General features: G+C 41.8%; 23 protein-coding genes and 1 tRNA gene. 6 read left to right on the top strand and 18 right to left on the bottom strand.

Features of this window, described 5'->3' with window-relative positions; translation table 11 throughout:
* Positions 1-184: 184 nt before the first annotated feature.
* A tRNA-Arg gene (locus L3V77_RS04415) sits at positions 185-261 on the bottom strand.
* A 187-nt stretch (positions 262-448) separates the two neighbouring features.
* Between L3V77_RS04415 and folD the strand changes: the two genes are divergently transcribed.
* The gene (gene folD, locus L3V77_RS04410; protein ID WP_275135900.1) at positions 449-1,306 is read left to right on the top strand and encodes a bifunctional methylenetetrahydrofolate dehydrogenase/methenyltetrahydrofolate cyclohydrolase FolD; all 858 of its coding nucleotides are present in this window, start codon (positions 449-451) and stop codon (positions 1,304-1,306) included.
* Positions 1,307-1,398: 92 nt separating this feature from the next.
* On the opposite strand, the gene L3V77_RS04405 is transcribed toward folD, so the two are convergent.
* The 10 genes from L3V77_RS04405 to L3V77_RS04360 form a co-directional block, all read right to left on the bottom strand.
* The gene (locus tag L3V77_RS04405) at positions 1,399-2,370 is read right to left on the bottom strand and encodes a lytic murein transglycosylase (protein ID WP_275135899.1); all 972 of its coding nucleotides are present in this window, start codon (positions 2,368-2,370) and stop codon (positions 1,399-1,401) included.
* 45 nt (positions 2,371-2,415) lie between these two features.
* On the bottom strand, positions 2,416-2,691 hold the full coding sequence (locus tag L3V77_RS04400) for a YcgL domain-containing protein (RefSeq protein ID WP_275135898.1): 276 nt from the start codon (positions 2,689-2,691) through the stop codon (positions 2,416-2,418).
* Between the two features lie 8 nt (positions 2,692-2,699).
* Entirely contained in the window at positions 2,700-3,821 is a 1,122-nt protein-coding gene (gene rnd, locus L3V77_RS04395) for a ribonuclease D (protein ID WP_275135897.1), read from the bottom strand.
* A gap of 123 nt (positions 3,822-3,944) precedes the next feature.
* Positions 3,945-5,660 carry a long-chain-fatty-acid--CoA ligase FadD gene (gene fadD, locus L3V77_RS04390; RefSeq protein ID WP_275135896.1) on the bottom strand — a complete coding sequence of 572 codons (1,716 nt, stop codon included), beginning with the start codon at positions 5,658-5,660 and terminating at the stop codon, positions 3,945-3,947.
* Between the two features lie 176 nt (positions 5,661-5,836).
* A complete protein-coding gene (locus L3V77_RS04385) occupies positions 5,837-6,715 on the bottom strand; it encodes an alpha/beta hydrolase (RefSeq protein ID WP_275135895.1) in 879 nt (292 codons plus the stop codon).
* Positions 6,716-7,264 carry a Slp family lipoprotein gene (locus tag L3V77_RS04380; RefSeq protein WP_195702589.1) on the bottom strand — a complete coding sequence of 183 codons (549 nt, stop codon included), beginning with the start codon at positions 7,262-7,264 and terminating at the stop codon, positions 6,716-6,718. It lies immediately after the preceding gene.
* Positions 7,265-7,297: 33 nt separating this feature from the next.
* A complete protein-coding gene (locus L3V77_RS04375; protein ID WP_275135894.1) occupies positions 7,298-7,594 on the bottom strand; it encodes a chromosome partitioning protein ParA in 297 nt (98 codons plus the stop codon).
* A gap of 25 nt (positions 7,595-7,619) precedes the next feature.
* Positions 7,620-8,321, bottom strand: coding sequence for a tRNA (adenosine(37)-N6)-threonylcarbamoyltransferase complex dimerization subunit type 1 TsaB (gene tsaB, locus L3V77_RS04370; RefSeq protein WP_275135893.1), 702 nt, complete (start codon positions 8,319-8,321; stop codon positions 7,620-7,622).
* Between the two features lie 15 nt (positions 8,322-8,336).
* On the bottom strand, positions 8,337-10,262 hold the full coding sequence (locus L3V77_RS04365; RefSeq protein WP_275135892.1) for an ATP-dependent DNA helicase: 1,926 nt from the start codon (positions 10,260-10,262) through the stop codon (positions 8,337-8,339).
* A gap of 108 nt (positions 10,263-10,370) precedes the next feature.
* On the bottom strand, positions 10,371-10,571 hold the full coding sequence (locus tag L3V77_RS04360; RefSeq protein ID WP_275135891.1) for a hypothetical protein: 201 nt from the start codon (positions 10,569-10,571) through the stop codon (positions 10,371-10,373).
* 220 nt (positions 10,572-10,791) lie between these two features.
* Here L3V77_RS04360 and purU point away from each other — a divergent pair, with 220 nt between their 5' ends.
* Positions 10,792-11,625 carry a formyltetrahydrofolate deformylase gene (gene purU, locus L3V77_RS04355; RefSeq protein ID WP_275135890.1) on the top strand — a complete coding sequence of 278 codons (834 nt, stop codon included), beginning with the start codon at positions 10,792-10,794 and terminating at the stop codon, positions 11,623-11,625.
* Positions 11,626-11,682: 57 nt separating this feature from the next.
* Here the strand turns inward: purU and L3V77_RS04350 are convergent, their stop codons facing one another.
* Positions 11,683-12,564 (bottom strand): OmpA family protein, encoded by an 882-nt coding sequence (locus tag L3V77_RS04350; protein WP_275136690.1) that lies wholly within the window; start codon positions 12,562-12,564, stop codon positions 11,683-11,685.
* 219 nt (positions 12,565-12,783) lie between these two features.
* Between L3V77_RS04350 and rnt the strand changes: the two genes are divergently transcribed.
* Positions 12,784-13,440 carry a ribonuclease T gene (gene rnt / locus L3V77_RS04345; RefSeq protein ID WP_275135889.1) on the top strand — a complete coding sequence of 219 codons (657 nt, stop codon included), beginning with the start codon at positions 12,784-12,786 and terminating at the stop codon, positions 13,438-13,440.
* Between the two features lie 27 nt (positions 13,441-13,467).
* On the top strand, positions 13,468-14,790 hold the full coding sequence (locus L3V77_RS04340; protein WP_275135888.1) for a Na+/H+ antiporter family protein: 1,323 nt from the start codon (positions 13,468-13,470) through the stop codon (positions 14,788-14,790).
* Between the two features lie 106 nt (positions 14,791-14,896).
* On the opposite strand, the gene grxD is transcribed toward L3V77_RS04340, so the two are convergent.
* Entirely contained in the window at positions 14,897-15,220 is a 324-nt protein-coding gene (gene grxD / locus L3V77_RS04335; protein ID WP_195702580.1) for a Grx4 family monothiol glutaredoxin, read from the bottom strand.
* 278 nt (positions 15,221-15,498) lie between these two features.
* Here grxD and sodB point away from each other — a divergent pair, with 278 nt between their 5' ends.
* The gene (gene sodB, locus L3V77_RS04330; RefSeq protein WP_275135887.1) at positions 15,499-16,083 is read left to right on the top strand and encodes a superoxide dismutase [Fe]; all 585 of its coding nucleotides are present in this window, start codon (positions 15,499-15,501) and stop codon (positions 16,081-16,083) included.
* Between the two features lie 282 nt (positions 16,084-16,365).
* On the top strand, positions 16,366-17,541 hold the full coding sequence (locus L3V77_RS04325) for a multidrug effflux MFS transporter (RefSeq protein ID WP_275135886.1): 1,176 nt from the start codon (positions 16,366-16,368) through the stop codon (positions 17,539-17,541).
* A 174-nt stretch (positions 17,542-17,715) separates the two neighbouring features.
* Here the strand turns inward: L3V77_RS04325 and L3V77_RS04320 are convergent, their stop codons facing one another.
* The 5 genes from L3V77_RS04320 to odhB all read right to left on the bottom strand — a co-directional run bounded on the left by L3V77_RS04320 (position 17,716) and on the right by odhB (position 23,185).
* Positions 17,716-18,801, bottom strand: a complete 1,086-nt coding sequence (locus L3V77_RS04320; RefSeq protein WP_275135885.1) for a TRAP transporter substrate-binding protein — start codon at positions 18,799-18,801, stop codon at positions 17,716-17,718.
* A 141-nt stretch (positions 18,802-18,942) separates the two neighbouring features.
* Complete coding sequence (locus tag L3V77_RS04315) at positions 18,943-19,509, bottom strand: NnrU family protein (protein ID WP_275135884.1); 567 nt, start codon at positions 19,507-19,509, stop codon at positions 18,943-18,945.
* Positions 19,510-19,692: 183 nt separating this feature from the next.
* Positions 19,693-20,565 carry a succinate--CoA ligase subunit alpha gene (sucD, locus tag L3V77_RS04310; protein ID WP_195702575.1) on the bottom strand — a complete coding sequence of 291 codons (873 nt, stop codon included), beginning with the start codon at positions 20,563-20,565 and terminating at the stop codon, positions 19,693-19,695.
* Entirely contained in the window at positions 20,565-21,731 is a 1,167-nt protein-coding gene (gene sucC, locus L3V77_RS04305; RefSeq protein WP_195702574.1) for an ADP-forming succinate--CoA ligase subunit beta, read from the bottom strand. The genes sucD and sucC overlap by 1 nt, the downstream gene beginning before the upstream one ends.
* A 248-nt stretch (positions 21,732-21,979) precedes the next feature.
* Complete coding sequence (odhB, locus tag L3V77_RS04300) at positions 21,980-23,185, bottom strand: 2-oxoglutarate dehydrogenase complex dihydrolipoyllysine-residue succinyltransferase (protein ID WP_275135883.1); 1,206 nt, start codon at positions 23,183-23,185, stop codon at positions 21,980-21,982.
* Positions 23,186-23,198: the final 13 nt, after the last annotated feature.

Here is a 23,198-nt window from a genome sequence, read left to right as displayed (position 1 = left end):
CGTGAGACATGCACCTCATTAAACCACTAGAAATTTATCGTTTCTAGTCATTTATTGTTCACACTTGCCTTCAGTCACACTATTATTCCAAGAATTCTAATAATACCGCACATAATCTGTTTGTCTTATTACGAGAAACAAAAAGCCCTTATTACTCAATGAGCAATAAGGGCTTTTTGAAATTTGGTACTCCGTGCAGGATTTGAACCTGCGACCACCCGCTTAGAAGGCGGGTGCTCTATCCAGCTGAGCTAACGGAGCGTTGAGGTTGTGGATTATACGAAAGAACTTGCTCAGGTCAATGCCTTTCTCCAACATTCTGTTTTAAGTGAGCAAAAAAAAGTCAGAACACGTAAATAAAAACAAGGCAAACGTTTGCGCAATAGACCTCGACTGAAAATTTTGCGACAATGCTCACGCTCTATTATTAATTGGATCAAGGGATCTCATGACTGCTCAAAATATCGATGGAAGGTTAATTTCTCAAACCGTTCGCTCAGAAGTTGCGGCTCGTGTTAAAGCTCGTATGGAAGCGGGATTACGCGCACCAGGTTTAGCCGTAGTTTTAGTCGGTGAAGACCCTGCTTCTCAAATTTACGTTGGAAGTAAGCGTAGGGCTTGTGATGAGGTTGGTTTTGTCTCTAAGTCGTTCGACTTACCGGCCACAGCAAAAGAGCAAGAGTTGTTAGATCTAATCGAGCAACTCAATAACGATGATGAAATAGATGGAATACTAGTCCAATTACCTCTTCCTGCAGGTATCGATACGACGAAAATTCTTGAACAAATTCTTCCTGAAAAAGATGTGGATGGATTCCATCCGTATAACGTGGGCCGGTTAGCACAGCGCATCCCTAAGCTTCGTTCTTGTACACCAAAAGGTATCATTACTCTTTTGGAACGCTACAATATCGAATTACGCGGTAAGCACGCTGTGGTTGTTGGGGCTTCTAATATTGTTGGTCGTCCTATGACTTTAGAACTGTTACTCGCAGGATGCACAACGACCACCTGCCATCGATTTACTAAGGACTTAGAATCCTATGTGCGCCAAGCCGATATTATTGTTGTCGCAGTAGGTAAGCCCAGTTTTATTCCAGGTGATTGGATAAAAGAAGGTTCAATCGTTGTTGATGTAGGTATCAATCGATTAGCGAATGGTAAGTTAGCTGGCGATGTAGAATATGATGCGGCTAAGAAGCGTGCTAGCTTCATTACTCCCGTACCAGGTGGGGTAGGGCCAATGACCGTCGCAAGTCTAATTGAAAATACGATGATAGCCTGTGAGCAATATAAAAAGAGCTAAGCTTACAAATTTCTGATTTGAGGACCTACTAATCGAGACAGAAACCGTCATCGTGTAATTCCCACTTGTGTGGGGATTACACGATGACTGATTTACCTAATCTGGTCTGCTAAGTGACTAACAGCCAAACCAAAGTAATAAGATCGATTCCATTTCATCAATACTTGGTAATTCTCGTATATCAGATACGCCCGACCACCTTCATCATCTGGCATAATCAACCATGCATCAATATCTTCGCTGGTTTTTGGTAACGTCAAACCATTGCGTTTTCGAACACCAAGATCATTCCAATTCTGTAACGTTTTAGCTTTCTCTTTTTGGCGGCCTTCTAATTCAGAAGACAAACCTTTAGGTACGATAACCTGTCGCCCCCAAGTATATGTATCATTCCATCCGTGACTTTTCAGATAATTTGCAGCCGATGCAAAAACATCCGCCTTAGTATTCCAAATATCTATTTTTCCATCACCATTACCATCAACAGCATAATGAACAAAAGAACTCGGCATAAACTGACTTTGTCCCATTGCTCCAGCCCAAGAACCTTTCATCTTATCAATAGAAATGTGCTTTTCTTCTAGAATAGTTAGCGCTGCCATCATCTCCTTCTTGAAAAAGGCTTCACGTCGACCATCGTAGGCTAATGTCGCAAGAGCATCGATTACGTTATATCCACCTGTTAATTTGCCAAAGTTGCTCTCTACCCCCCAAAGCGCCACGATAAAGCGTGGTTGCACACCATATTCTTTGCCAATTCGAGATAGATCCGCATAGTGTTTTTTATACAAAGACTTGGCCTGTTTGATTTTCCATTCAGGCACAGCTCTTGGGATATATTCATCTAAGGTGAGTTTTTTCTCTGGTTGGTTTTTATCTGCCTTTATCGCTCGAGGTTTATAGTTAACATTGGCAAATGCGTTTTCCAGTGTTTGTTCTGATATACCCAGCTCTCGGGCTTCCTGTTTTAGTTCCTTAACGTACTCACTGAACTCGATTTTATCTTCAGCAAATACGCCGAATGTTAGGCCTGCGCCTAACACTAACGTGACGAATTTTTTCAAATCTAACCATCTCCTATAGCAAGCTGACTTTTTGCATAATAGAGCTTATTTTTGTTTTAATTTTTGCTCTTTATATTGCTCCAACAAATTTACTTGTGGTGGCGGAAGTTGAAGAAAGAAACCATCTTCTTGTATTGATTTCACCACTTTATTGACATCTACTTGAGCCAATTTACGCCGCTCTAATTTAATTACCATCACAAAGTGTGGCACACCAAACATTTCCATCAACTCTTTTGGTACTTGCGAGAAATCATCCTTCTTCGCAATGTATAGATAGGCACCCTCTTTCTTCTTACTTTTGTATATTGAACACAACATAACTATCATTAACCCTTTAATAAACTATACAACTTTTCACCTAAAAGTGCCTTTCTCCATCCCGTCATTAAATCGGGTAGATATTCTGGGTCTTGTTGAGCATTCCAAGACCAACTAATAAGTTGATTAAGCTGTTTTTTTGAAGCAAGAAATTCGCTGGCTAAACCAGAGGAAAGAGAAACCTGTTTAACCTCATCTTTAATCGTTTTAAAGATCTGTTTGTAACCGGGCTTGTCCATTAGGCGCTCAATTTTTGCTGGCCATTCATCTTCGTTTATCATCTCAGCCTGTTTTACAATCGTTATCACTTTTTCACCATGACGACGAATCTCTCTCTGATCAAACCCTTCTTCGTCCATCCTCTTGAAGGACGTGATTCCAAATCGAGCGACAGCCCAAAGATCTTGCTCTTTAAATACAAAGTTAAGGGCAATATCTCTTGTTATTGCTTCTTTTAATCGCCAAGTTGCTAGAGGCTTAAGAACAGCCAACTGTTTAGGGGTCAATTGCCATGAGCCTTTAATGTCTTTAAACACTTGCTCTGGGTCTGACTCACTACTCCTTTTTTCAATAAGAAGTTCGGATTCTTGAAGTGCTGCTTCTCGCCAACCCGCTTGATCCACTTTTTGATACAGTAATTCAAATAACGGCATTAAATAATAGACATCTGCAGCAGCATACTCTAATTGTCTTAGACTCAATGGGCGAGCAAGCCAATCGGTTCGAGATTCACTTTTATCCAGTTCAACCTCTAGATATTCATTCACCAATGTCGCGAACCCGGTGGATAGACCATGGCCTAAAAACGCCGCCATTATCTGAGTATCTAACATGGGAAATGGTGTACAGCCAAAACTCTGTTTAAATACCTCGAGATCTTCACCACATGCATGAAGCACTTTTAGGACCGAACCGTCCTTTAAAAGCTTTTCAAATGAAGACATATCGTCAATGCAGGAAGGATCAATAAGTGAAAGGTTTTCACCATCATAAAGCTGAATAAGACCAAGCTGTGGGAAATAAGTTCTAGTACGTACAAACTCAGTATCCAACATAACGCAATCCACTTGACTGGCTATAGTACACACCTCTTCAAGCGCTGGAGTAGTATCAATTATTTTGTAATTCACAAAAAAGTCTCTATTAAAAATGCCGACTGTTATAGTCGGCATAGTAACATTGGATGGTACCCAAGTAACCTCAAAATAAGGTGATGCCTATGAGGATACTTTTTCCGTTAGGTATTCAACACGCTACGCAGCTGCATCATCGGTATTAAGCGCTTCTGCTGCTTTACGTTTTGCTATATCAGCGTCACGTAATTCACGGCGTAATATCTTACCTACTGCGGTTTTTGGTAACTCATCTCTAAATTCAATGATTTTCGGTACTTTGTAACCCGTTAGGTATTTACGGCAGTGTTCAATGATTTCGGGCACCGTGACACTAGGATCACGTTTCACGACAAATATCTTAACAATCTCACCAGTGACATCATGGGGTTCACCAATTGCAGCAACCTCCAAGACTTTACCGTGCAATGCCACCACGTCTTCAATTTCATTTGGATAAACGTTAAAACCGGAGACCAAAATCATATCTTTCTTACGATCGACAATCGTGATGTAGCCTCTTTCATCAATTTTCACTATATCACCAGTAGACAACCATCCATCTTCATCAATAGTGCTACGTGTGGCTTCCGCTCTTTGCCAATACCCTTGCATGACTTGCGGGCCTTTAACCTGCAACTCACCAATTTGATCCATCGGTAGTGGTTTACTCTCATCATCAACGATTCGAACGTCTGTTGAACATACTGGCATCCCTATTGACCCATTATACTCAGAGATATTATATGGGTTTACAGAAACCAACGGAGAGCATTCCGTCAATCCATAACCTTCCGCAAGAGCGACCCCGGTAACCTTTTGCCATTTATCTGCTACCGCTCTTTGCACCGCCATACCACCACCAATGGTCAATTTTAGGTTACTAAAATTGAGCTCGTGGAAATCTTCGTTATTAACAAGCGCATTAAACAGGGTGTTCACACCCGTTAAGGTGGTAAATTTGGTGTTTTGCAGTTCTTTAATAAAACCCGGTATATCTCTTGGGTTTGTAATCAGTAGGTTTTTTCCACCGAACTCAATAAATAACAAGCAGTTCACGGTTAATGCAAAGACATGATATAGAGGCAGAGCAGTCACCACGGTCTCTCTACCATCTTTAAGGACAGCACCGTACACACCCTTTGATTGCATAACATTCGCGACCATATTACGGTGTGTTAGGATTGCCCCTTTAGCGACGCCCGTTGTACCTCCGGTATACTGCAAGAATGCAATATCTTCACCTGACATAAACGGCTTAACGTATTGTAAGCGGCGCCCTTTATACAACGCTTTTCTAAATGAAATTGCACCTGGAAGATGGTATTTAGGCACCATGCCTTTCACATACTTCACCACAAAATCAACGATGGTTCCTTTTGCTCTTGGTAACATTTGACCAAGGCTAGTAAGTACCACATTTTTAATCTGCGTATTGTCAACTATTTGTTCAAGCGTGTTGGCAAAATTTGAGACAATAACAATCGTTGTTGCCCCTGAATCATTCAACTGATGCTCAAGCTCACGCGGTGTATATAGCGGGTTAACGTTAACGGCAATTAGCCCCGCTCTTAGAATACCAAACAGAGCAACTGGGTATTGTAATAAATTGGGCATCATTATCGCTACACGTTCACCTTTACTTAACTTAAGGTCATTTTGTAGATAAGCAGCAAAAGCGCGACTTCGCTCTTCTAGCTTACGATAGGTCATGATCGACCCCATGTTTTCGAAAGCTGGTTGATCGGCGTAATTACGTACCGCATTTTCGAACATCTCGATCAATGACGGATATTCGTCTGGATTTATCTCTTTAGGTACGTCAATTGGGTAATGTGAAAGCCAAGGTTTCTCCACGATTACACTCCTCGTTATTGGCAAATTTTCATCCGGCAAATGGCAACTTTAAGAATACTTAATCACTGCTGCGATAAATATTACGATTAGTATTAGTGCACTCTTTATTCATTCTATTAACATTTCCATTACAACACAGCTTTGCATGCATGGACACAAAACTATCAAACACTTGTTTAAATTTTGTTAACTAAACCAAAAATTAATTCTGATGTTAACTGAGTCTGTTGAATATGGCAGTGGTGACCACCGGGAATATATTCGACACTAAACTGCTCATTTTGTGCGGCCAATGGATGTTCAAACTCTAACTTCGCTTGTGATAATAGATAATCAAATCCAGACTGCCCAAGTATCACTAAATGTGGACACCGGACTTCTTTCATTATGGCTTCTGCATTTTTACGTGACATACGAGCAAGAGAATCAGCGTTTAGTTTTGCGTCATGTCGCCATTTCCATACTTCACCATCAAAAACAGACCCTCGCTTGACGATAGGCATCACTTCAAGCCTTCTTAGATGATTTACTTTGGCACGAATATCAACCATCTCATCAATACTAAAAAAATACCGCTCTCGCTTTTCTCTTATCTGTTGTCGGCTCAGTACCCCTTCGCGTAATCTTTTCACGGTATTATTGGGTGATTCAGCCAAGGGACCAAAGCCTTCAATTTGAACCAACCCTGCCACATTTTCAGAAAACGCGGCACTATAACAAGTTGCTAGGAATGCACCAAGTGAATGTCCCACCAACAACAGTTTTTTCGGCGATAATGCGGTCACAAATTGGTGAATATCATCTATATAGTCGTGAAAAAGATAATAATTATCATCGCTGCGGTGGGTAGACAACCCATGTCCTGGGAGATCAACGGCAACAAGGTGTGCGTCAGGCATCAATTGGTGGCATTCTTTCATTAGCTTGATAAAGCTTCCTGAGTTATCAAGCCAACCATGGATAAAAACGATCGTCAGTTCGGCCGTTTCAGGATCACCGAATTCCATTGTCGCAAGTTCATTGTGTACTAGTTTGAATTTATTTTCGGTAAACATTTATTTTACTTCCTGTATGACCTTTCCCTTACTAGGTAGACCTCTAGATCCACGGCAATAGAGCCCATAACAAGGTGAAAAATGACTTTCTATGTCATTTACAATAACCGTTTCTTCTATACGCCATAGGTGAAAGCCTTTTATATTCATCACTTTAAATGTCATATCGAAATCATCTACTTTGCCTTGTTCCTCTCCGTCGCTCACACCTAATAACGTGACAAGACGACCTTTTGCAAACGACATGGATTCTAAATAGCCATTGTAGTAACCAACATAACGACCTGTTGGTTCAGAGTGTAAGCTGGGTTTGCCAACGCTGTTAATTGGCATGTTGACAACCTCAATTCGGGTCTGGTTTTCTAGGTTAGTCACATTCGCAATAATACCACCAAGCCGGACTTCATTTTCTTGGTCTACTGGGGCATCTACCCACTGTTGATAATCGGTTAATACATTCTCGTTTGTCGTTGATAACGAATCAGGCAGCGATGAGCAAGCTGATATTAAAGCCGAACAGATGAGTATGCTTATCGTTCTAAACATCATCTCTAACTCCTTTATAGACAAAAAGGAACAGTGCTAAATATAGATATCGACTCCGATTAATCTAGCAAGTTCCTCTTTCTTAGAGCGATTCAAAATATCCATATACTCTTCCATCGCTTTACGGGATTGCCCTTCAGGAAGGTCATACTGAACCTGAACTCTTTCAAGCTCAGATTCACTTAACTGTCTTATGGACTGGGATACAGCAGCAGCAACCTTGGTCGTTTGCACAACACCGTCACTCGCTTGCTCTTTCTTCAAAGCGCCTTTCTTGGCCGCTTTTTGATTTCTATGAATTACCGTTGGTGTTAAGCCATTAATTGTCACCATCTAAAGACCTTTATACATTCTACCGTTACTCTCTACCTGGGAGCTTTTTCCACGCAACTTTATCACGAAGGTAAACTGGACTCGCTTCCTCGGCGTTTGTAGTATTGCCCTTTTCGAGCTCAAATTGGGCCAAAAATGCAATATCTACTGCTTCGGGATAGAGAACATCACTTTGCTCCCCAATTAATTCTAGCGCAATAAGCTCTTGTTGATACGCCGTCCATCCCGTTCCGGCCAATGACCAAACCAAATCATCAGCTTTCACATCTTTAATTAGGTTTTCTGGTGATATTACACACTCTTGATCAACGTTTAACCATTCGCCATTTTCTTGGCGGCAGAAACGTCCCCAATAGACTTCACTCATGCGCGCATCTATTGCGCAGGCTGCGTATTCCGTTCCGTTTACCCTATATATTGCCTGTGCCATTGCCGCTAGGGTAGACACACCAATCATTGGCAAATTAGCGCCAAACGCGAGCCCTTGTGCAATACCAATACCTATTCTGACACCCGTAAAGCTACCAGGACCTCGTCCATAAGCTAACGCATCAACATCGTGCAAACGGATACCTGCTTCGTTAAGTACCTCATCAATCATAGGTAATATTTTAGTCGTGTGCCCTCGCGGGGACACTTCACTACGGAAATAAGTTTGCCCATCCACAACCAATGCTACTGAACAGTTTTCGGTGGATGTATCTAGGGCAAGAATTTTTGCGCTCATTTACGCCTCAAGTTTTTAATTGTCTGATTGAGATAGTTGTTCAAGAAAAGTGGTCACCTGTTTTAAATCTCTTGTTCTAGGAAACGGCGGTAGACTTTGTAAAAAGACGCCACCGTAATCTCGAGTGACTAAGCGATTATCACAAATAATCAAAACACCTTTATCTTTTCTATCTCGGATTAATCGTCCGACCCCTTGCTTTAACGTGATCACCGCATCTGGTAGCTGAACTTGCGAAAAAGGCTCTCCTCCGCTTAGTTTACAGTCTTCAATACGTGCTTTTAACAGCGGATCATCCGGGGCAGTAAATGGTAATTTGTCGATAATAACACAGCTTAACGTATCGCCTCTAACATCTATCCCTTCCCAAAATGCGCCAGTGGCAACCAACAATGCATTACCCAACTGCATAAATTCGGCGAGAAGCTTCTGCTTGCTAGTTTCGCCCTGCATCAATACAGGAATATTTAACTGTGTTCTAAACCCTTCGGTGAGTTCTTTCATCATGCTATGCGACGTACACAGAAAGAAACAACGACCGTTATTTTTCTCTATGACTGGCGCTAACATCTCAACCAACTTATGAGATAGACCTGGGCTGTTTGGTTCTGGAAGATACCTTGGCACACAGAGCTTAGCCTGAGTTTGATAATCAAAAGGGCTAGGTAGAGAAAACTGCTCCGTCGGCTGTAACCCTAGGCGATGGGTAAAGTGACTAAAGTCATCCGATACCGCTAACGTGGCAGAAGTAAAGATCCAACTCCCCTCTTTCAACTCTACCTGCTCTCTGAATTTCTCAGCAACGGAAAGTGGGGTTATATGCAGAGTAAAATGACGCGGTGACATGTCATACCAATAGGAGTATCCAGTAATGGACACATCGCATACTCTGTTTAATCTTGCCTTTATTGCATTCGCTCGTTCAAATGCAATATCTAATAATTGACTGCGACCAAGCGCCAATTTCAACACGTCTATCGCCAGATCTAACCCATCTATAAGTCTATTGAGTTCTCTCGCAATGGGCTCCGATTTCAATGCTTCTCGCCAGTTACCTCTGAATCCTGTATCACCCAAAGCAATGCGCATCTCCATGGCTGATTGACTCAACCTTACCGACACTTTTTGTAACTGCCTCATGTCACGCGCTTCGGTTCGATAACCAATTTCAATATCTTTAGAAAGCTCTTGTATTTGTCTGCTTGATATTGATTGTCCGAAGTACTGGCTGGCGATATCTGGTAACTGGTGGGCTTCATCAAATATGAAAACATCGGCATCTGGGATTAACTCACCAAAACCGGTCTCCTTGATAGCGAGATCGGCCAAAAAAAGATGATGATTGACAACGATTACATCAGAATCCATTGCTCGTTTTCTCGCTTTTAGAACAAAGCAATCTTGAAAACTAGGGCATTCCTTACCTAAACAATTGTCATTGCTCGATGTAATGGTTGGTATTACAGGGCTATCCTCTGCTATCTCCTCACATTCACCTAGATCTCCACTTTTAGTCGCAGAAGACCAACTGCGTACTTTTACAAGCTGCGTTAACAGGGTGGGGTCAGCTTCGTTAGTATGGCTCTCGAGCACTTGGCGGCTAAGTCGATCTAAACACAGATAATTAGAGCGCCCTTTCAGCAATGCCACTTGGCCATAATAACCAAGTGCATCGACCATCAATGGCAAATCACGATGAAATAGTTGCTCTTGAAGGTTTTTGGACCCAGTACTGATGACAACTTTTTTACCACTGAGCAGTGCTGGCACTAAATAAGCAAATGTTTTACCTGTTCCAGTACCAGCTTCAACCACAAGTTGAGACTTGTCTTTTATTGCTTTATCAACGGCCTCAGCCATATCTAACTGGGCTTTCCGTGCAGAAAAACCAGGTATAGCTTTGCCAAGCGCGCCATCAGCGGAAAACGTTTTGCGTATCATGTCATTACAAAGGAAGAGAAACTATAACAAGATTATGTCAGGTTTGAAGAGTTGGTGCGAATAGAGAATCTATCCACACCAAGAAACTGAATTGAGTAAAAAGGGAAATTATTTACGATGTAGAAATCTGGACAACCAAGCTGGGCCTTCAAACTCATCATGTTCAGACATGATGCTTCTCGCAGCGTCAGCAGGTGTTGTTCTGCTTTCCCAAAGTTCTGACATGGTTTCATCATCAATTTCTTGAGAGCCAACCATGCTATTGATTCTTTTTCCATAGAGTTTACGAGCAAGTAGTTCTTTATCCATTACATAGTACCTCATGATAAATTGAGTCAAACAACGCTTAAAAAACTAACCAATAAGATGCATACTGCGTTAAATACTATTTTTATTTTGTTGAAACAATAACAAGAATAGATTAACTATAGAGTTATTATTGTGGCACCAGTCACTATTTATAAAAGTCATGAGCTTTTAAAACTATTTTTATATTTTACATAAATTGTACTTTCGGAAGTAAAAAAGAATGGAAAAGAAGACCTTACTCACCCATTGCAGCGACGCACCGGGTTTGATAGCAAAAATCACCAACATCTGTTACAAGCACCAGTTGAACATTATCCATAATAATGAATATGTCGATAATGCAAGTGGTCATTTTTTTATGCGTACCGAACTTGAAGGCCATTTTAACGATGTGACTTTCCTTGCGGATCTTGATCAAGCCCTTCCTGAAGGCACAAAACGCAAGCTAATGAGCTCTTTGCGAAAGAAAGTTGTTATTCTGGTCACAAAAGAATCCCACTGTTTGGGTGATATTCTTATGAAATCATATGATGGAAGCTTAGGTGTCGATATTGCTGCGGTTGTCGGTAATTATGATTCACTGCAAGGTTTAACTGAAAAGTTCGATATTCCTTATCATCATGTTTCACATGTGGACTTAACCCGTGAAGAACATGAAGCGAAAATGCTTAACGTTATCGATAGCTATGAAGCTGACTATTTAGTCCTAGCCAAATACATGCGTGTACTTACACCAAGTTTTGTCGAAAACTATCACCACAAAATCATTAATATTCATCATAGCTTCCTACCTGCATTTATTGGTGCAAAGCCTTATCAACAAGCCTATGATCGTGGTGTGAAAATCATTGGTGCGACCGCGCACTTTGTCACCAATGACCTGGATGAAGGTCCTATCATCAAACAAGATGTTATACCCGTCGACCATAATTTTAGTGCTAATGATATGGCACAAGCTGGACGAGACGTTGAAAAAAGTGTGTTAAGCAAAGCGTTAACAAAAGTCGTTAACGACCATGTTTTTGTTTATGGTAATAAAACCGTTATTTTATAATGACTGCACAGAATAAAAAGGCAGCCTAAAGGCTGCCTTTTTATTGCTTTCAAATCACTAAACCTGACTTCTACCCAGAGATATAACGACTCGTCTGTTCTTATCTTTTCCTATTGGCGACGCATTATCTGCAATTGGCCTACGTTCGCCATAACCTTGAATCTGAATCCGTTTATCCTTCATCCCTATCGATTTAAAATAGTCTTTAAGCACCACCGCTCGTCTTTCAGAGAGTGATTGGTTTACATCTTTTTCACCACTAGAATCGGTATAAGCGGAGACCAAAACAAGGTCTATATCTTGATTGTATCTGACGTATTCTGCTATCTGAAATAGCCGTTTTTGAGACGCCTTATTCAATTGATCGCTGTTTCTATCGTAATGTAAAATGGTAAACGAAATATCTTCAAAACTGTACGGCAATAACTGACTCAAACAAAAAGTAAACGCGTCATATTTTTGTCGAAAAGTAACGGCAGATAGCGAAACCTCAACTCTTTGGTTTCGACTCAGCCAATCCGCATAACTAAAAGTGGGATATCGGCCTTTTTCTAACTCCGATAGTATTCCCCACGCGGCTTGTCCACCCACATAGCCATCAAATTGTTTGAAGAATTTCATGGTATTCATTCTATCGGCACTCTCACCTGGTCGCCAGGCAGGAGGCAATGAGACTAAACTGACACTGCGAGTTTCTCCCATTGGACGACGCATTTTTAGTTCAAAGTCGAGGTTGATTTTTTTACTGGCACGAGACGAGAATTCCGCCTGACCATAATGAGGGATGGGGTGTACCAGACGACACTCCAAAGGACTATTCGCCACCATTTCCCATTTTGATTGCTCTGGCGATGCCGCATAGCGGACAGCCGTTGCCTCTGAAATTGGAGATATCAGAGCAGATGTAACAAAGGCACATAACGCAATCCGTTTTTTCATAACCATTAAAACTCTTTATTCAGAAACGGCAAGTTGCTGCCGTTTTACTAAGAAAACCAGTCCATTTATTTGCTAACTTCCTCTATATTGTAATCTCTATTGCAAAAACTTAGCCAAGTTATAGAAAGAGAATTGATTTTAGCCATTTTGCTTACGCTTAGAATCTGTAATAATGCTTTCCCTATCGCACTTATCTGTTTATCAATATAAAAAGTACTCATGACTGTAGAAAACGAAGAGTTAACCCTTAAAAAACGCTTTCGCGGCTATTTTCCAGTCGTTATTGATGTAGAGACTGCTGGTTTTAATGCAAGAACCGATGCACTTCTGGAGATATGCGCAATAACGTTAAGAATGGACGAAAATGGAGACCTTCATCCTGCTTCAACGATTCACTTTCATATCGAACCTTTTGAAGGAGCGAACATTGAGAAAGAAGCGTTAGATTTTAACGGCATTCGCGACCCATTTAGCCCACTGCGCGGCGCGGTACCTGAATCTGAAGCATTGAAAGAGATATACAAGTTAATCAGAAAAGAACAGAAACAAGCCGATTGCAGTCGTGCAATCATGGTTGCTCACAATGCAACGTTTGATCATAGTTTTGTCATGCAAGCTAGCGAACGCGGTAAGTTAAAAAGAGTCCCATTTCACCCCTTTGCTACTTTTGACACGGCAGCATTAAGTGGATTAGCTTATGGCCAAACCGTTTTGGCCAAAGCCTGCAAAACCGCAGGGATGGAATTTGATAGTAAAGAAGCCCACTCAGCCCTATACGACACAGAACGAACGGCTGAGTTATTTTGCAGAATCGTCAATAAGTGGAAAGCCTTAGGAGGCTGGCCCCTTACCCTCGACGAGACTGAACAACAATAATACAAACACAACTCAAACGAGAATAATATGAATCCTGTAGTTATTTCAGTATGTATCATGCTGTTGCTAGCACTGATGAGAGTTAACGTCGTCGTTGCTCTTACTTTTAGTGCTATCGTTGGAGGCCTTGTTTCCGGCATGAGCTTGAACGATGCTGTCGCCGCCTTTGAAAGTGGTCTTGGTGGCGGTGCAACCATTGCCTTGAGCTATGCCATGTTAGGAACCTTCGCGGTTGCTATCTCGAAATCTGGCTTAACCGACTTACTAGCACAAAGCGTGATTAAACGAATTCACGGCAAAGAAAATGGGGCCGCAACTACTGGGCTTAAATACGCCGTTATCTGTGCGTTAATTCTTGTGACGATGTCTTCACAAAACGTTATCCCTGTTCATATCGCCTTTATTCCAATTTTGATTCCACCTCTTTTGGGCGTATTTGCAAAATTTAAGCTTGATCGCCGCCTCATTGCCTGTGTGCTCACTTTTGGCCTTGTAACCCCATATATGGTGTTGCCAATCGGGTTTGGTGGCATTTTCTTAAACAATATTCTCCTTAAGAGTTTACGTGACAACGGGTTACCCGACGTTATCGCGAGCCAAGTACCGACGGCAATGATGCTACCTGGTTTAGGTATGATTTTTGGTCTGCTTGTCGCTATCTTTGTTACATACCGCAAACCTCGTGAATACAACGAAACCGAACTCACCACGGTTCATACTGATGTTCAGATAAATAAAAAGAATATCGCTATCGCGGCTTTAGCTATTATCGCAGCACTTGGTGCACAACTCTCAACTGGTTCAATGATTATTGGTGGTTTAGCGGGCTTCATGGTATTCACTTTCGGTGGAGTTATTGCTTGGAAAGAGACGCATGATGTATTTACACGTGGCGTCCATATGATGGCGATGATTGGTTTTATTATGATTGCTGCTGCGGGTTTCGCCGCGGTGATGAAACAGAGTGGAGGCGTCGAAACATTAGTTGAGTCTCTTTCAACAAGTATTGGTGACAATAAAGCGTTAGCTGCACTGCTTATGCTTATTGTTGGCCTATTGGTTACAATGGGTATCGGGTCTTCTTTTTCTACTATCCCGATCATTGCCACCATTTATGTACCACTTGCGATTGCATTTGGTTTTTCCCCTATGGCGACAATTGCTCTTGTGGGTACAGCCGCAGCATTAGGTGACGCGGGTTCACCGGCTTCTGACTCAACGCTTGGGCCAACATCAGGTCTGAATGCCGACGGACAACATGAACACGTATGGGAAACCGTTGTACCAACCTTTGTTCACTATAATATTCCATTGATTATATTTGGTTGGGTTGCAGCGATGGTACTTTAGCCGACCTTTCAAATTTCAATACGAAAATAACATCAAAAAAAACCAGCCATTGTGAAATGACTGGTTTTTTTACATTGACGCTAATTTCACAGTAAAAAGAGAAAGCTTATTCCGCTTTTTCAACCGCTTCTTTGATAAGAGGTTGAAGCTCTCCTTTTTGGAACATCTCTAGGATAATATCGCAACCACCGATAAGTTCACCGCCAATCCACAGTTGTGGGAAAGTAGGCCATTGCGCATAAACAGGTAACTCTGCGCGGATATCTGGGTTTTGTAGTATATCTACATAAGCAAACTGCTCACCACACGCCATTAGCGCCTGTGAGGCTTGAGATGAAAAACCACAACTAGGTAGTTTAGGTGAACCTTTCATATAAAGTAGAATCGAATTCTCTTCGAGCTGCTGTTTAATTTTATCGATAGTTTCCATTGTCTTCTCACCGTACTTTTTAAGACTTAACATTATTGATACATTCTACTTGTTTGCACAAGAATAAAAAGCACAATATAAATAGGGTTTCTGCGCTATGCTTACTTTTTAGAATCTAGTTTTAAAAGTGACATTTTTGAGTTTTTTTTGTTAATAAGCTTTTAATAAAGTAAAAACTTGATAAACTAGTTAGCAAGTCAGTCATTTTGACGAAATAAAAATAATTATTGGAAGCAATCGAAAGAATTCGTTCTTTCAAATCAATGGAGAATCCGGCAATGGCTTTTGAATTACCAGCACTTCCTTTTGCAAAAGATGCATTAGAACCACACATCTCTGCAGAAACATTAGATTTTCACCACGGCAAGCATCACAACACTTATGTTGTGAAGCTTAATGGCTTAATCCCTGGTACTGAATTTGAAAACAAATCATTAGAAGAGATCATTAAGACTTCTTCTGCTGGTATCTTTAACAATGCAGCTCAAATTTGGAACCACACGTTTTACTGGCATTGCCTAGCACCTAACGCGGGTGGCGAACCAACTGGCGCTGTAGCGGATGCTATTACAGCATCATTTGGCTCATTTGAAGCATTCAAAGCAAAGTTCACTGATTCTGCAGTCAACAACTTTGGCTCTTCTTGGACTTGGCTTGTTAAAAAAGCGGACGGTTCTCTAGATATTGTAAATACTTCTAATGCTGCGACACCGCTTACAGATGAAAGCCTAACACCTCTACTGACTGTAGATTTATGGGAACACGCTTACTACATCGATTACCGTAACGTGCGTCCAGACTACATGAATGGTTTCTGGTCTCTGGTTAACTGGGCATTCGTAGCGGAAAACCTAGCTAAATAATTTAGCGTTTTTTAAGTAAAAAGCTGGTCTACACCAGCTTTTTTTAGTTTTAAATAAACCAAAAATGAAAAATAAGATTACCTCTTTAAGGTAATTAAAATATCCATCGACAACGATGGATTCTCAGACAATAATTACGCCAACAAGATACATCAAAAATCTAGATTATCTCTATTACACAAACCTCTATTTGATGGCGTTATCCCCCCTCTTTCGTCGCCATAACTTATGTCTACGTCGCCTAGATCACTATCAACATTGGGATAGTTATTGGACACATTAATGCCTACTTTTTTTCTATGGAAACCTGTCTTACTTGCCAGTTTGATCGTTAGTATTGGCCAATTTAGTATGGGATTAGTCTTCCCATCCTTACCATGGATAGCCCAAGATTTCGCTATTTCGTCCGACGAGGCTCAGCTACTAATTTCTGTCTATCTACTTGGCTTTGGTCCTTCACAATTAATCTATGGACCAATATCCGATGCATTGGGGCGAAAACCAATACTTATTGCAGGGTTAACTTTAGCTCTCTTAGGCTTATCACTCACCGTGACAGCTAGTCACTCTTTTGACATGTTAGTTATTGGTCGATTTATACAAGGACTAGGGGCAGGATGTTGCGCTGTATTAGCCAGGGCATCACTACGGGACTCTTACGATGGCCCCAACTTGCCTAGGGCATTGTCATGGGTAACGATCGTTGCATCATTCACACCGATTATTGCGCCAGTACTCGGTGGTTTTATCAATCACAGTTTTGGTTGGTTAGCCGTATTTATCGCCCTTCTTTCTTATATCGCTATTGTGCTCCTATTATTGATTTTTCTTTTCTCCGAAACCTTACCTAAGAAAAAACCATTGCCAAATGTTCGCGCTATGTTGAGAACCTACAAAAGCCTAATTAAGTCGCGTTATTTCTGTAGCTTTGCGAGTATTGGTTGGTTCAACTTTAGCCTGATTGTTGTCTCTATCTCGGTGATGCCTTTTATCATGCAGATACAGATTGGCATGACATCGGATCAATATGCATTGTGGGCGTTAATTCCAGCGTGTGGGCTCTTAGTTGGGGGGACAATATGTAATCGAATCCGTCCGATTATTGGTACAAAGAAAATGCTCTTCTGCGTACCAGCGATTCATCTAAGCGCTGGGCTATGGTTGATATGCGCTCCCTTAACTCCTATAGCTATGATGTTTGGTCAGTTTCTTCTTACTCTAGGAAATGGCATCGCTTTTCCTTGTGCTCAAACGCAGTTGCTTGTCCCGTACAAAGAAAAAGCGGGCTCAGTTGCGGCTCTTTCAGGCGCGGGTCAGATGACATTCTCAGCGCTATTTAGCATGTTTCTGATGAGCCTTGGTATTCAAGAGGCATGGCATTTGGGTTTGGTTATCGGTTTTCTGGCGTCACTTAGTGCTGTCAGCATGTGGTTTGGTTTCAAATCTCAACCCGTGTAATCACGTGACAAATGATTAGGGTCTGTTGACCTCTCGTGGTTTCATATTAAAACCCTAAATGGGTCATACCAATGCCACAAAGTAACTGGTCAGACGAAACGTGTGTGACGGAACAAATATAAAAAAGCTCGGTAAACACCGAGCTTTCTGCACTACCTATTTCTAACCATACCACTATTTAACGGCACTGCTATCCAAATACGCTTTCGTCGAGATGTCCGTCCATGCACGAACTCTTTTCAGATAACTTGCTTGCGAGTCGATGATTTTTTTCGCCAATGGGTCCTTAGCGGCAAACTCTTCGAGAAGGGTATCTTTTTCTTTGCGCATTCTCTCGAGAACCGCTGGTGGGAAATCACGTACTTTAATATCCGGATTATCAATCAACATTTTTTCCCAGCTCGTTGCATTCGCATCTATCGCTTGGGTGTACATGTCAAAAGCCGCAACGCGGAACGATGTCTCAAGAATGATTTGCAGATCCTTCGGCAATTTATCCCACGATTTCTTATTGACCAAGAACTGAGTCTCAGAGCCTGGCTCATGCCACGCCGTATAATAATAAGGTGCGATATTTTGGAAACCCATTCTCAGATCAAATGCAGGACCTACCCACTCGAGAGCATCGATTGTGCCGCGCTCTAATGAGGTGTAGAGCTCACCCGGTGCAATATTCGTAGGCTTAGCACCGACACGCGCAAAGACCTCACCAGCGAACCCTGGAATACGCATCTTCAAACCTTGTAGATCATCGATAGAGTTGATCTCTTTTTTAAACCACCCACCCATTTGAATATCTGAGTTACCACCAGGAAAAGAAAGCAGGTTGTGAGGGGCATACACTTCTTGCATCAACTCTATACCACCACCACGGTAGAACCAAGCGTACTGCTCTGTAGTCATCATGCCAAACGGCATTGAGGAGAAATAAAGTGTGTTAGGCACTTTACCTTTCCAATAATAAGAACTCGAATGGCCCAGATCATATTGACCTGATTTCACCATATCAAACACACCGAGAGGCGCTTTATGCTTATTCGCTGAATCTATTCGAATTTGAAGACGACCATTTGACATTTCGTTGGCTAGCTTTGCCATGTTTTTACTGGCATCACCTAAAATCGGCGTATTAGGGCCCCACGTTTCAGCAAGCTTTAGTCGATACACTTTTTCTGCTGCCTGAGCCGAAAGTGAAAAAACGGCAATCGCTGTAACCGCGACTGTTTTTAACAACAACGTCATTCTGTTTTGAGATTCCATCCGTTCCTCTATGTTTTTTGTCCTTAAAATGTATAGATAAATTTACGGTATCCACTACCAAGGTCAAGTAATATTTACGCAATGGATAAAAAAACGATGCTTTCACATCGTTTTTTCGATCTAACTCCTAAAATAGGCAGTTTACATTAACGGCATACCGATCAATTTTCCATGTAAGAACATGATAAAGGCACTGGATAACACAACACCAAGAACGACACTAATGATGTCATTCAATCCTGATGGTTTCAGGCCTGGAAGTGCGCGTTGTTCGCGTTTTTTCATTGAGATTCTATCTAACACCGCCCACGCTAAGAAAGCACCGAATAAAATGACGTCTGCTAACATGCCATTAACCATTAAGTGGCTTAATGCCCAGAGTTTTACCGCAAGCAGCTGTGGGTGTTTAGTCACCTGTTTTATCTTACCGGGAAAATAAGGGGCCACAAAGAGGATCATGGCCGCCAGCATTAACAGGTAAGTCACATGACGGAACCAGAAAGGCGTTGTATAGAGAAGTACAGGCTCTATTCTAAGCGCATTATAACCAACCGCTATAAAGTATATTCCAGCAATTGAGGCCAAAGAGTAAATCGCTTTCCAACCTAATTCACTTTTCTCTACCAGTTTTTCTCTAACCGATGGAAAAAAGATAGACGCACAATGCATCCCTAAAAATAGAAATAGTCCTAAAAGTAAACTAAACATGACAATGCTTCCTTGTGATGAGCAAAAAATCTTCACTACGGTGGTGAGATTTCCGTTATTTTTCAATAACCAATATACAGTCTAATGACATGAAAATGGCATTGTTTATACTAATTCAAAAACAAAAAAAAAAGCTCGAACAATCGTTCAAGCTTCCTATCATTTATGAACAGTAAATAACGATTACCAGCCAGTCACTTCGCGAAGAGCGGTTCCGATATCGGCCAAACTTTTCACTGTTTTAACACCGGCTAACTCTAGTGCAGCAAACTTGTCTTCCGCTGTGCCCATACCGCCAGAAATAATCGCACCAGCGTGACCCATACGCTTACCTGGAGGCGCGGTAACACCGGCAATATAAGAGACAACTGGTTTAGTCACGTTCTCTTTAATATATGCTGCTGCTTCTTCCTCGGCTGTACCACCGATCTCGCCAATCATTACGATAGCTTCCGTTTCCGGATCTTCTTGGAACAACTTAAGAATATCGATAAAGTTTGAACCTGGGATAGGGTCTCCACCAATACCAACGCATGTTGATTGGCCGAAACCTTCATCCGTCGTCTGCTTAACCGCTTCATATGTCAGAGTCCCTGAGCGAGACACGATACCCACTTTACCTTTCTTGTGAATATGGCCTGGCATAATACCGATCTTACACTCGTCTGGAGTAATAACGCCCGGACAGTTAGGACCAATCATACGTACACCTGATTCATCTAAACGTACTTTAACGTCTAAAAGATCAAGCGTTGGGATGCCTTCTGTAATCGTTACGATTAGCTTAATTCCAGCATCGATAGCTTCAAGAATGGCATCCTTACAGAAAGGAGCAGGTACATAAATAACCGACGCAGTCGCACCTGTTTTTTCTACTGCATCACGCACTGTATTAAATACCGGAAGGCCTAAATGGATTTGACCGCCTTTACCTGGAGAAACACCACCGACCATTTGTGTGCCGTAATCGATAGCTTGCTCTGAATGAAAAGTACCTTGCCCACCAGTAAAACCTTGGCAGATAACCTTCGTGTTTTTATCAATTAATATAGACATTATTTGCCCTCCGCTGCTGCAACTACTTTTTCCGCTGCTTCTTTTAGCGAGTTCGCGGCAATGATATTTAATCCACTTTCAGCTAGTTTCTTCGAGCCTAGTGGAGCGTTATTACCTTCAAGTCGAACAACAACAGGAACTTTCACACCGACTTCTTCCACTGCGCCGATAATACCATCTGCAATTAAATCACAGCGTACAATCCCACCGAAGATATTAACGAGTACGGCTTTGACGTTATCGTCAGACAAGATAATCTTAAATGCTTCAGTAACGCGCTCTTTCGTTGCGCCACCACCGACATCCAAGAAGTTAGCAGGTTGGCCACCGTGAAGGTTCACAATATCCATTGTGCCCATTGCTAAACCGGCGCCGTTAACCATGCAACCAATGCTGCCATCAAGTGCAACGTAGTTAAGTTCCCACTGTGCAGCATGCGCTTCACGCACATCCTCTTGAGATGGATCGTGCATTTCTCGTAGCTTTGGCTGACGATACATTGCATTTGAGTCGATGTTGATTTTACCATCTAAACAAAGAAGGTTACCGTCGCCAGTAATTACTAACGGATTTATTTCTAGAAGCGCGAGATCGTACTGAGCAAACATATTTCCGAGACCCATAAAGATCTTAGTAAATTGTTTGATTTGATCGCCAGCTAAGCCAAGCTTGAATGCTAGCTCGCGACCTTGATAAGCTTGAGGGCCGACAAGTGGATCGATAGCCGCTTTATGAATAAGCTCTGGTGTCTCTTCTGCAACTTTCTCTATTTCTACGCCACCTTCCGTCGACGCCATAAATACGATTCGACGTGACGAACGATCAACAACGGCACCAAGGTATAATTCATTCGCAATGCTTGAGGCTTCCTCAACCAATATTTTCGTTACTGGTTGGCCTTTTGCATCCGTTTGATAAGTAACTAGGTTTTTACCTAACCATTTTTGAGCAAACGCTTTTACACCATCTTTGGTGTCATGTAGCTCAACACCACCAGCTTTACCACGTCCACCTGCGTGAACCTGACATTTAACAACTTTTTTCTCAGTATTAATACGACCTGCCGCTTCAAAAGCTTCTTGAGGAGTATCACAAGCGTAGCCTTCAGGTACTGGCAATCCGAATTCAGCAAATAGCTGTTTCGCTTGATATTCATGCAAATTCATTGTGCTATTCCATTTTTCTATCCCTTAAGGGATTATTATTTCCATAAGGTACCCAATATTATTCATTGATAAAACGATATTGAGGCTGCCTTCACGTAGGTAAGGTACTTCTCAACTAGTTACTACTGGACTCGTTCCGATTGAGATAAAGCCGACTCAGACAAAGAGTGATTTTAATCTCAAGGTAATTCTAGTTGATAAAAAGAGCCAGACGTTGAGCGTGCCTGACTCCATTTTCTTTTTAACGCTTATACATCAAGTAATAAGCGAGCTGGGTCTTCAAGTAATTCTTTTATTGTCACTAAGAATCCAACCGATTCTTTGCCATCAATCAGGCGGTGATCATAAGATAACGCAAGGTACATCATAGGAAGTATTTCTACTTTCCCATTAATTGCCATCGGACGATCTTGAATTTTATGCATACCCAAAATCGCCGCTTGCGGCGGGTTGATAATAGGGGTAGACATCAGTGATCCAAATACACCACCATTCGTGATAGTGAAATTACCACCGATAAGTTCTTCAACTTTCAGTTTTCCATCACGACCTTTAATCGCAAGCTCTTTGATACCTTTTTCAATATCGGCCATGCCTAGCATATCGCAATCTTTAAGTACCGGTGTAACTAAGCCACGAGGAGTAGATACCGCCATACTGATATCGAAGTAGTTGTGATAAACAATCTCTTCACCATCAATAGATGCGTTTACTTCCGGGTAACGTTTTAGCGCTTCAGTCACGGCTTTCACATAGAAAGACATGAAACCTAAGCGGGTGCCATGACGCTTCTCAAACTGTTCTTGGTACTGCTTGCGAAGCTCCATGATTGGCTTCATGTTAACTTCGTTGAACGTCGTTAGCATTGCCGTACTATTTTTTGCTTCAAGAAGGCGCTCTGCTACACGTTTACGTAAACGAGTCATTGGTACTCGTTTCTGACTACGTGCTACCGCTGGCACTTCAATTGCAGGTGCTGTTGCATGAGGAGCCGCTTTAGCGTTCGCTAGATAGGTGTCTACATCTTCACGTGTTATTCGACCACCAACACCAGTACCATTAACCTTGCTCGCTTCTATGCTGTGTTCAGCCAATAGACGGCGAATCGCAGGACTCAACGCATCGTTGGACTCTTCGGTAAGAGACGCTTTATGGCGTTGATCTGGCGATGCTTCTGTTGTCGTTGTTGTATCAACGGTTGGTTCACCAGCAACTGCACCCGGTTTGATTTTGGCAATGAGTTGCTTAGAAAGTACTGTTGCACCTTCTTCTTCAATGATAGCTTCTAACACACCCGCTTCTGGAGCGGGTACTTCCAAAACTACTTTGTCCGTTTCGATATCAACAATTACTTCATCACGAGCTACTGCGTCACCAGGTTTTTTGTGCCATGTAGCAACCGTTGCGTCTGCAACGGATTCAGGCAAATCTGGAACCAGAATTTCAATTGTCATAGTTTATTCTTCC

Source organism: Vibrio sp. DW001, assembly GCF_029016285.1.
Classification (GTDB): Bacteria; Pseudomonadota; Gammaproteobacteria; order Enterobacterales; family Vibrionaceae; genus Vibrio.
Note: the sequence above shows the minus strand (reverse complement) of the source record. Positions and strands in the feature narration are given on the sequence as shown.

Coding starts and splice junctions, on each gene's coding strand:
- folD (WP_275135900.1), top strand. CDS start 449: ATGACTGCTCAAAATATCGATGGAAGGTTAATTTCTCAAACCGTTCGC.
- L3V77_RS04400 (WP_275135898.1), bottom strand. CDS start 2,691: ATGTTGTGTTCAATATACAAAAGTAAGAAGAAAGAGGGTGCCTATCTA.
- L3V77_RS04385 (WP_275135895.1), bottom strand. CDS start 6,715: ATGTTTACCGAAAATAAATTCAAACTAGTACACAATGAACTTGCGACA.
- L3V77_RS04380 (WP_195702589.1), bottom strand. CDS start 7,264: ATGATGTTTAGAACGATAAGCATACTCATCTGTTCGGCTTTAATATCA.
- L3V77_RS04375 (WP_275135894.1), bottom strand. CDS start 7,594: ATGGTGACAATTAATGGCTTAACACCAACGGTAATTCATAGAAATCAA.
- tsaB (WP_275135893.1), bottom strand. CDS start 8,321: ATGAGCGCAAAAATTCTTGCCCTAGATACATCCACCGAAAACTGTTCA.
- L3V77_RS04365 (WP_275135892.1), bottom strand. CDS start 10,262: ATGATACGCAAAACGTTTTCCGCTGATGGCGCGCTTGGCAAAGCTATA.
- L3V77_RS04360 (WP_275135891.1), bottom strand. CDS start 10,571: ATGGATAAAGAACTACTTGCTCGTAAACTCTATGGAAAAAGAATCAAT.
- purU (WP_275135890.1), top strand. CDS start 10,792: ATGGAAAAGAAGACCTTACTCACCCATTGCAGCGACGCACCGGGTTTG.
- L3V77_RS04350 (WP_275136690.1), bottom strand. CDS start 12,564: ATGAAAAAACGGATTGCGTTATGTGCCTTTGTTACATCTGCTCTGATA.
- rnt (WP_275135889.1), top strand. CDS start 12,784: ATGACTGTAGAAAACGAAGAGTTAACCCTTAAAAAACGCTTTCGCGGC.
- L3V77_RS04340 (WP_275135888.1), top strand. CDS start 13,468: ATGAATCCTGTAGTTATTTCAGTATGTATCATGCTGTTGCTAGCACTG.
- grxD (WP_195702580.1), bottom strand. CDS start 15,220: ATGGAAACTATCGATAAAATTAAACAGCAGCTCGAAGAGAATTCGATT.
- sodB (WP_275135887.1), top strand. CDS start 15,499: ATGGCTTTTGAATTACCAGCACTTCCTTTTGCAAAAGATGCATTAGAA.
- L3V77_RS04325 (WP_275135886.1), top strand. CDS start 16,366: ATGCCTACTTTTTTTCTATGGAAACCTGTCTTACTTGCCAGTTTGATC.
- L3V77_RS04320 (WP_275135885.1), bottom strand. CDS start 18,801: ATGGAATCTCAAAACAGAATGACGTTGTTGTTAAAAACAGTCGCGGTT.
- L3V77_RS04315 (WP_275135884.1), bottom strand. CDS start 19,509: ATGTTTAGTTTACTTTTAGGACTATTTCTATTTTTAGGGATGCATTGT.
- sucD (WP_195702575.1), bottom strand. CDS start 20,565: ATGTCTATATTAATTGATAAAAACACGAAGGTTATCTGCCAAGGTTTT.
- sucC (WP_195702574.1), bottom strand. CDS start 21,731: ATGAATTTGCATGAATATCAAGCGAAACAGCTATTTGCTGAATTCGGA.
- odhB (WP_275135883.1), bottom strand. CDS start 23,185: ATGACAATTGAAATTCTGGTTCCAGATTTGCCTGAATCCGTTGCAGAC.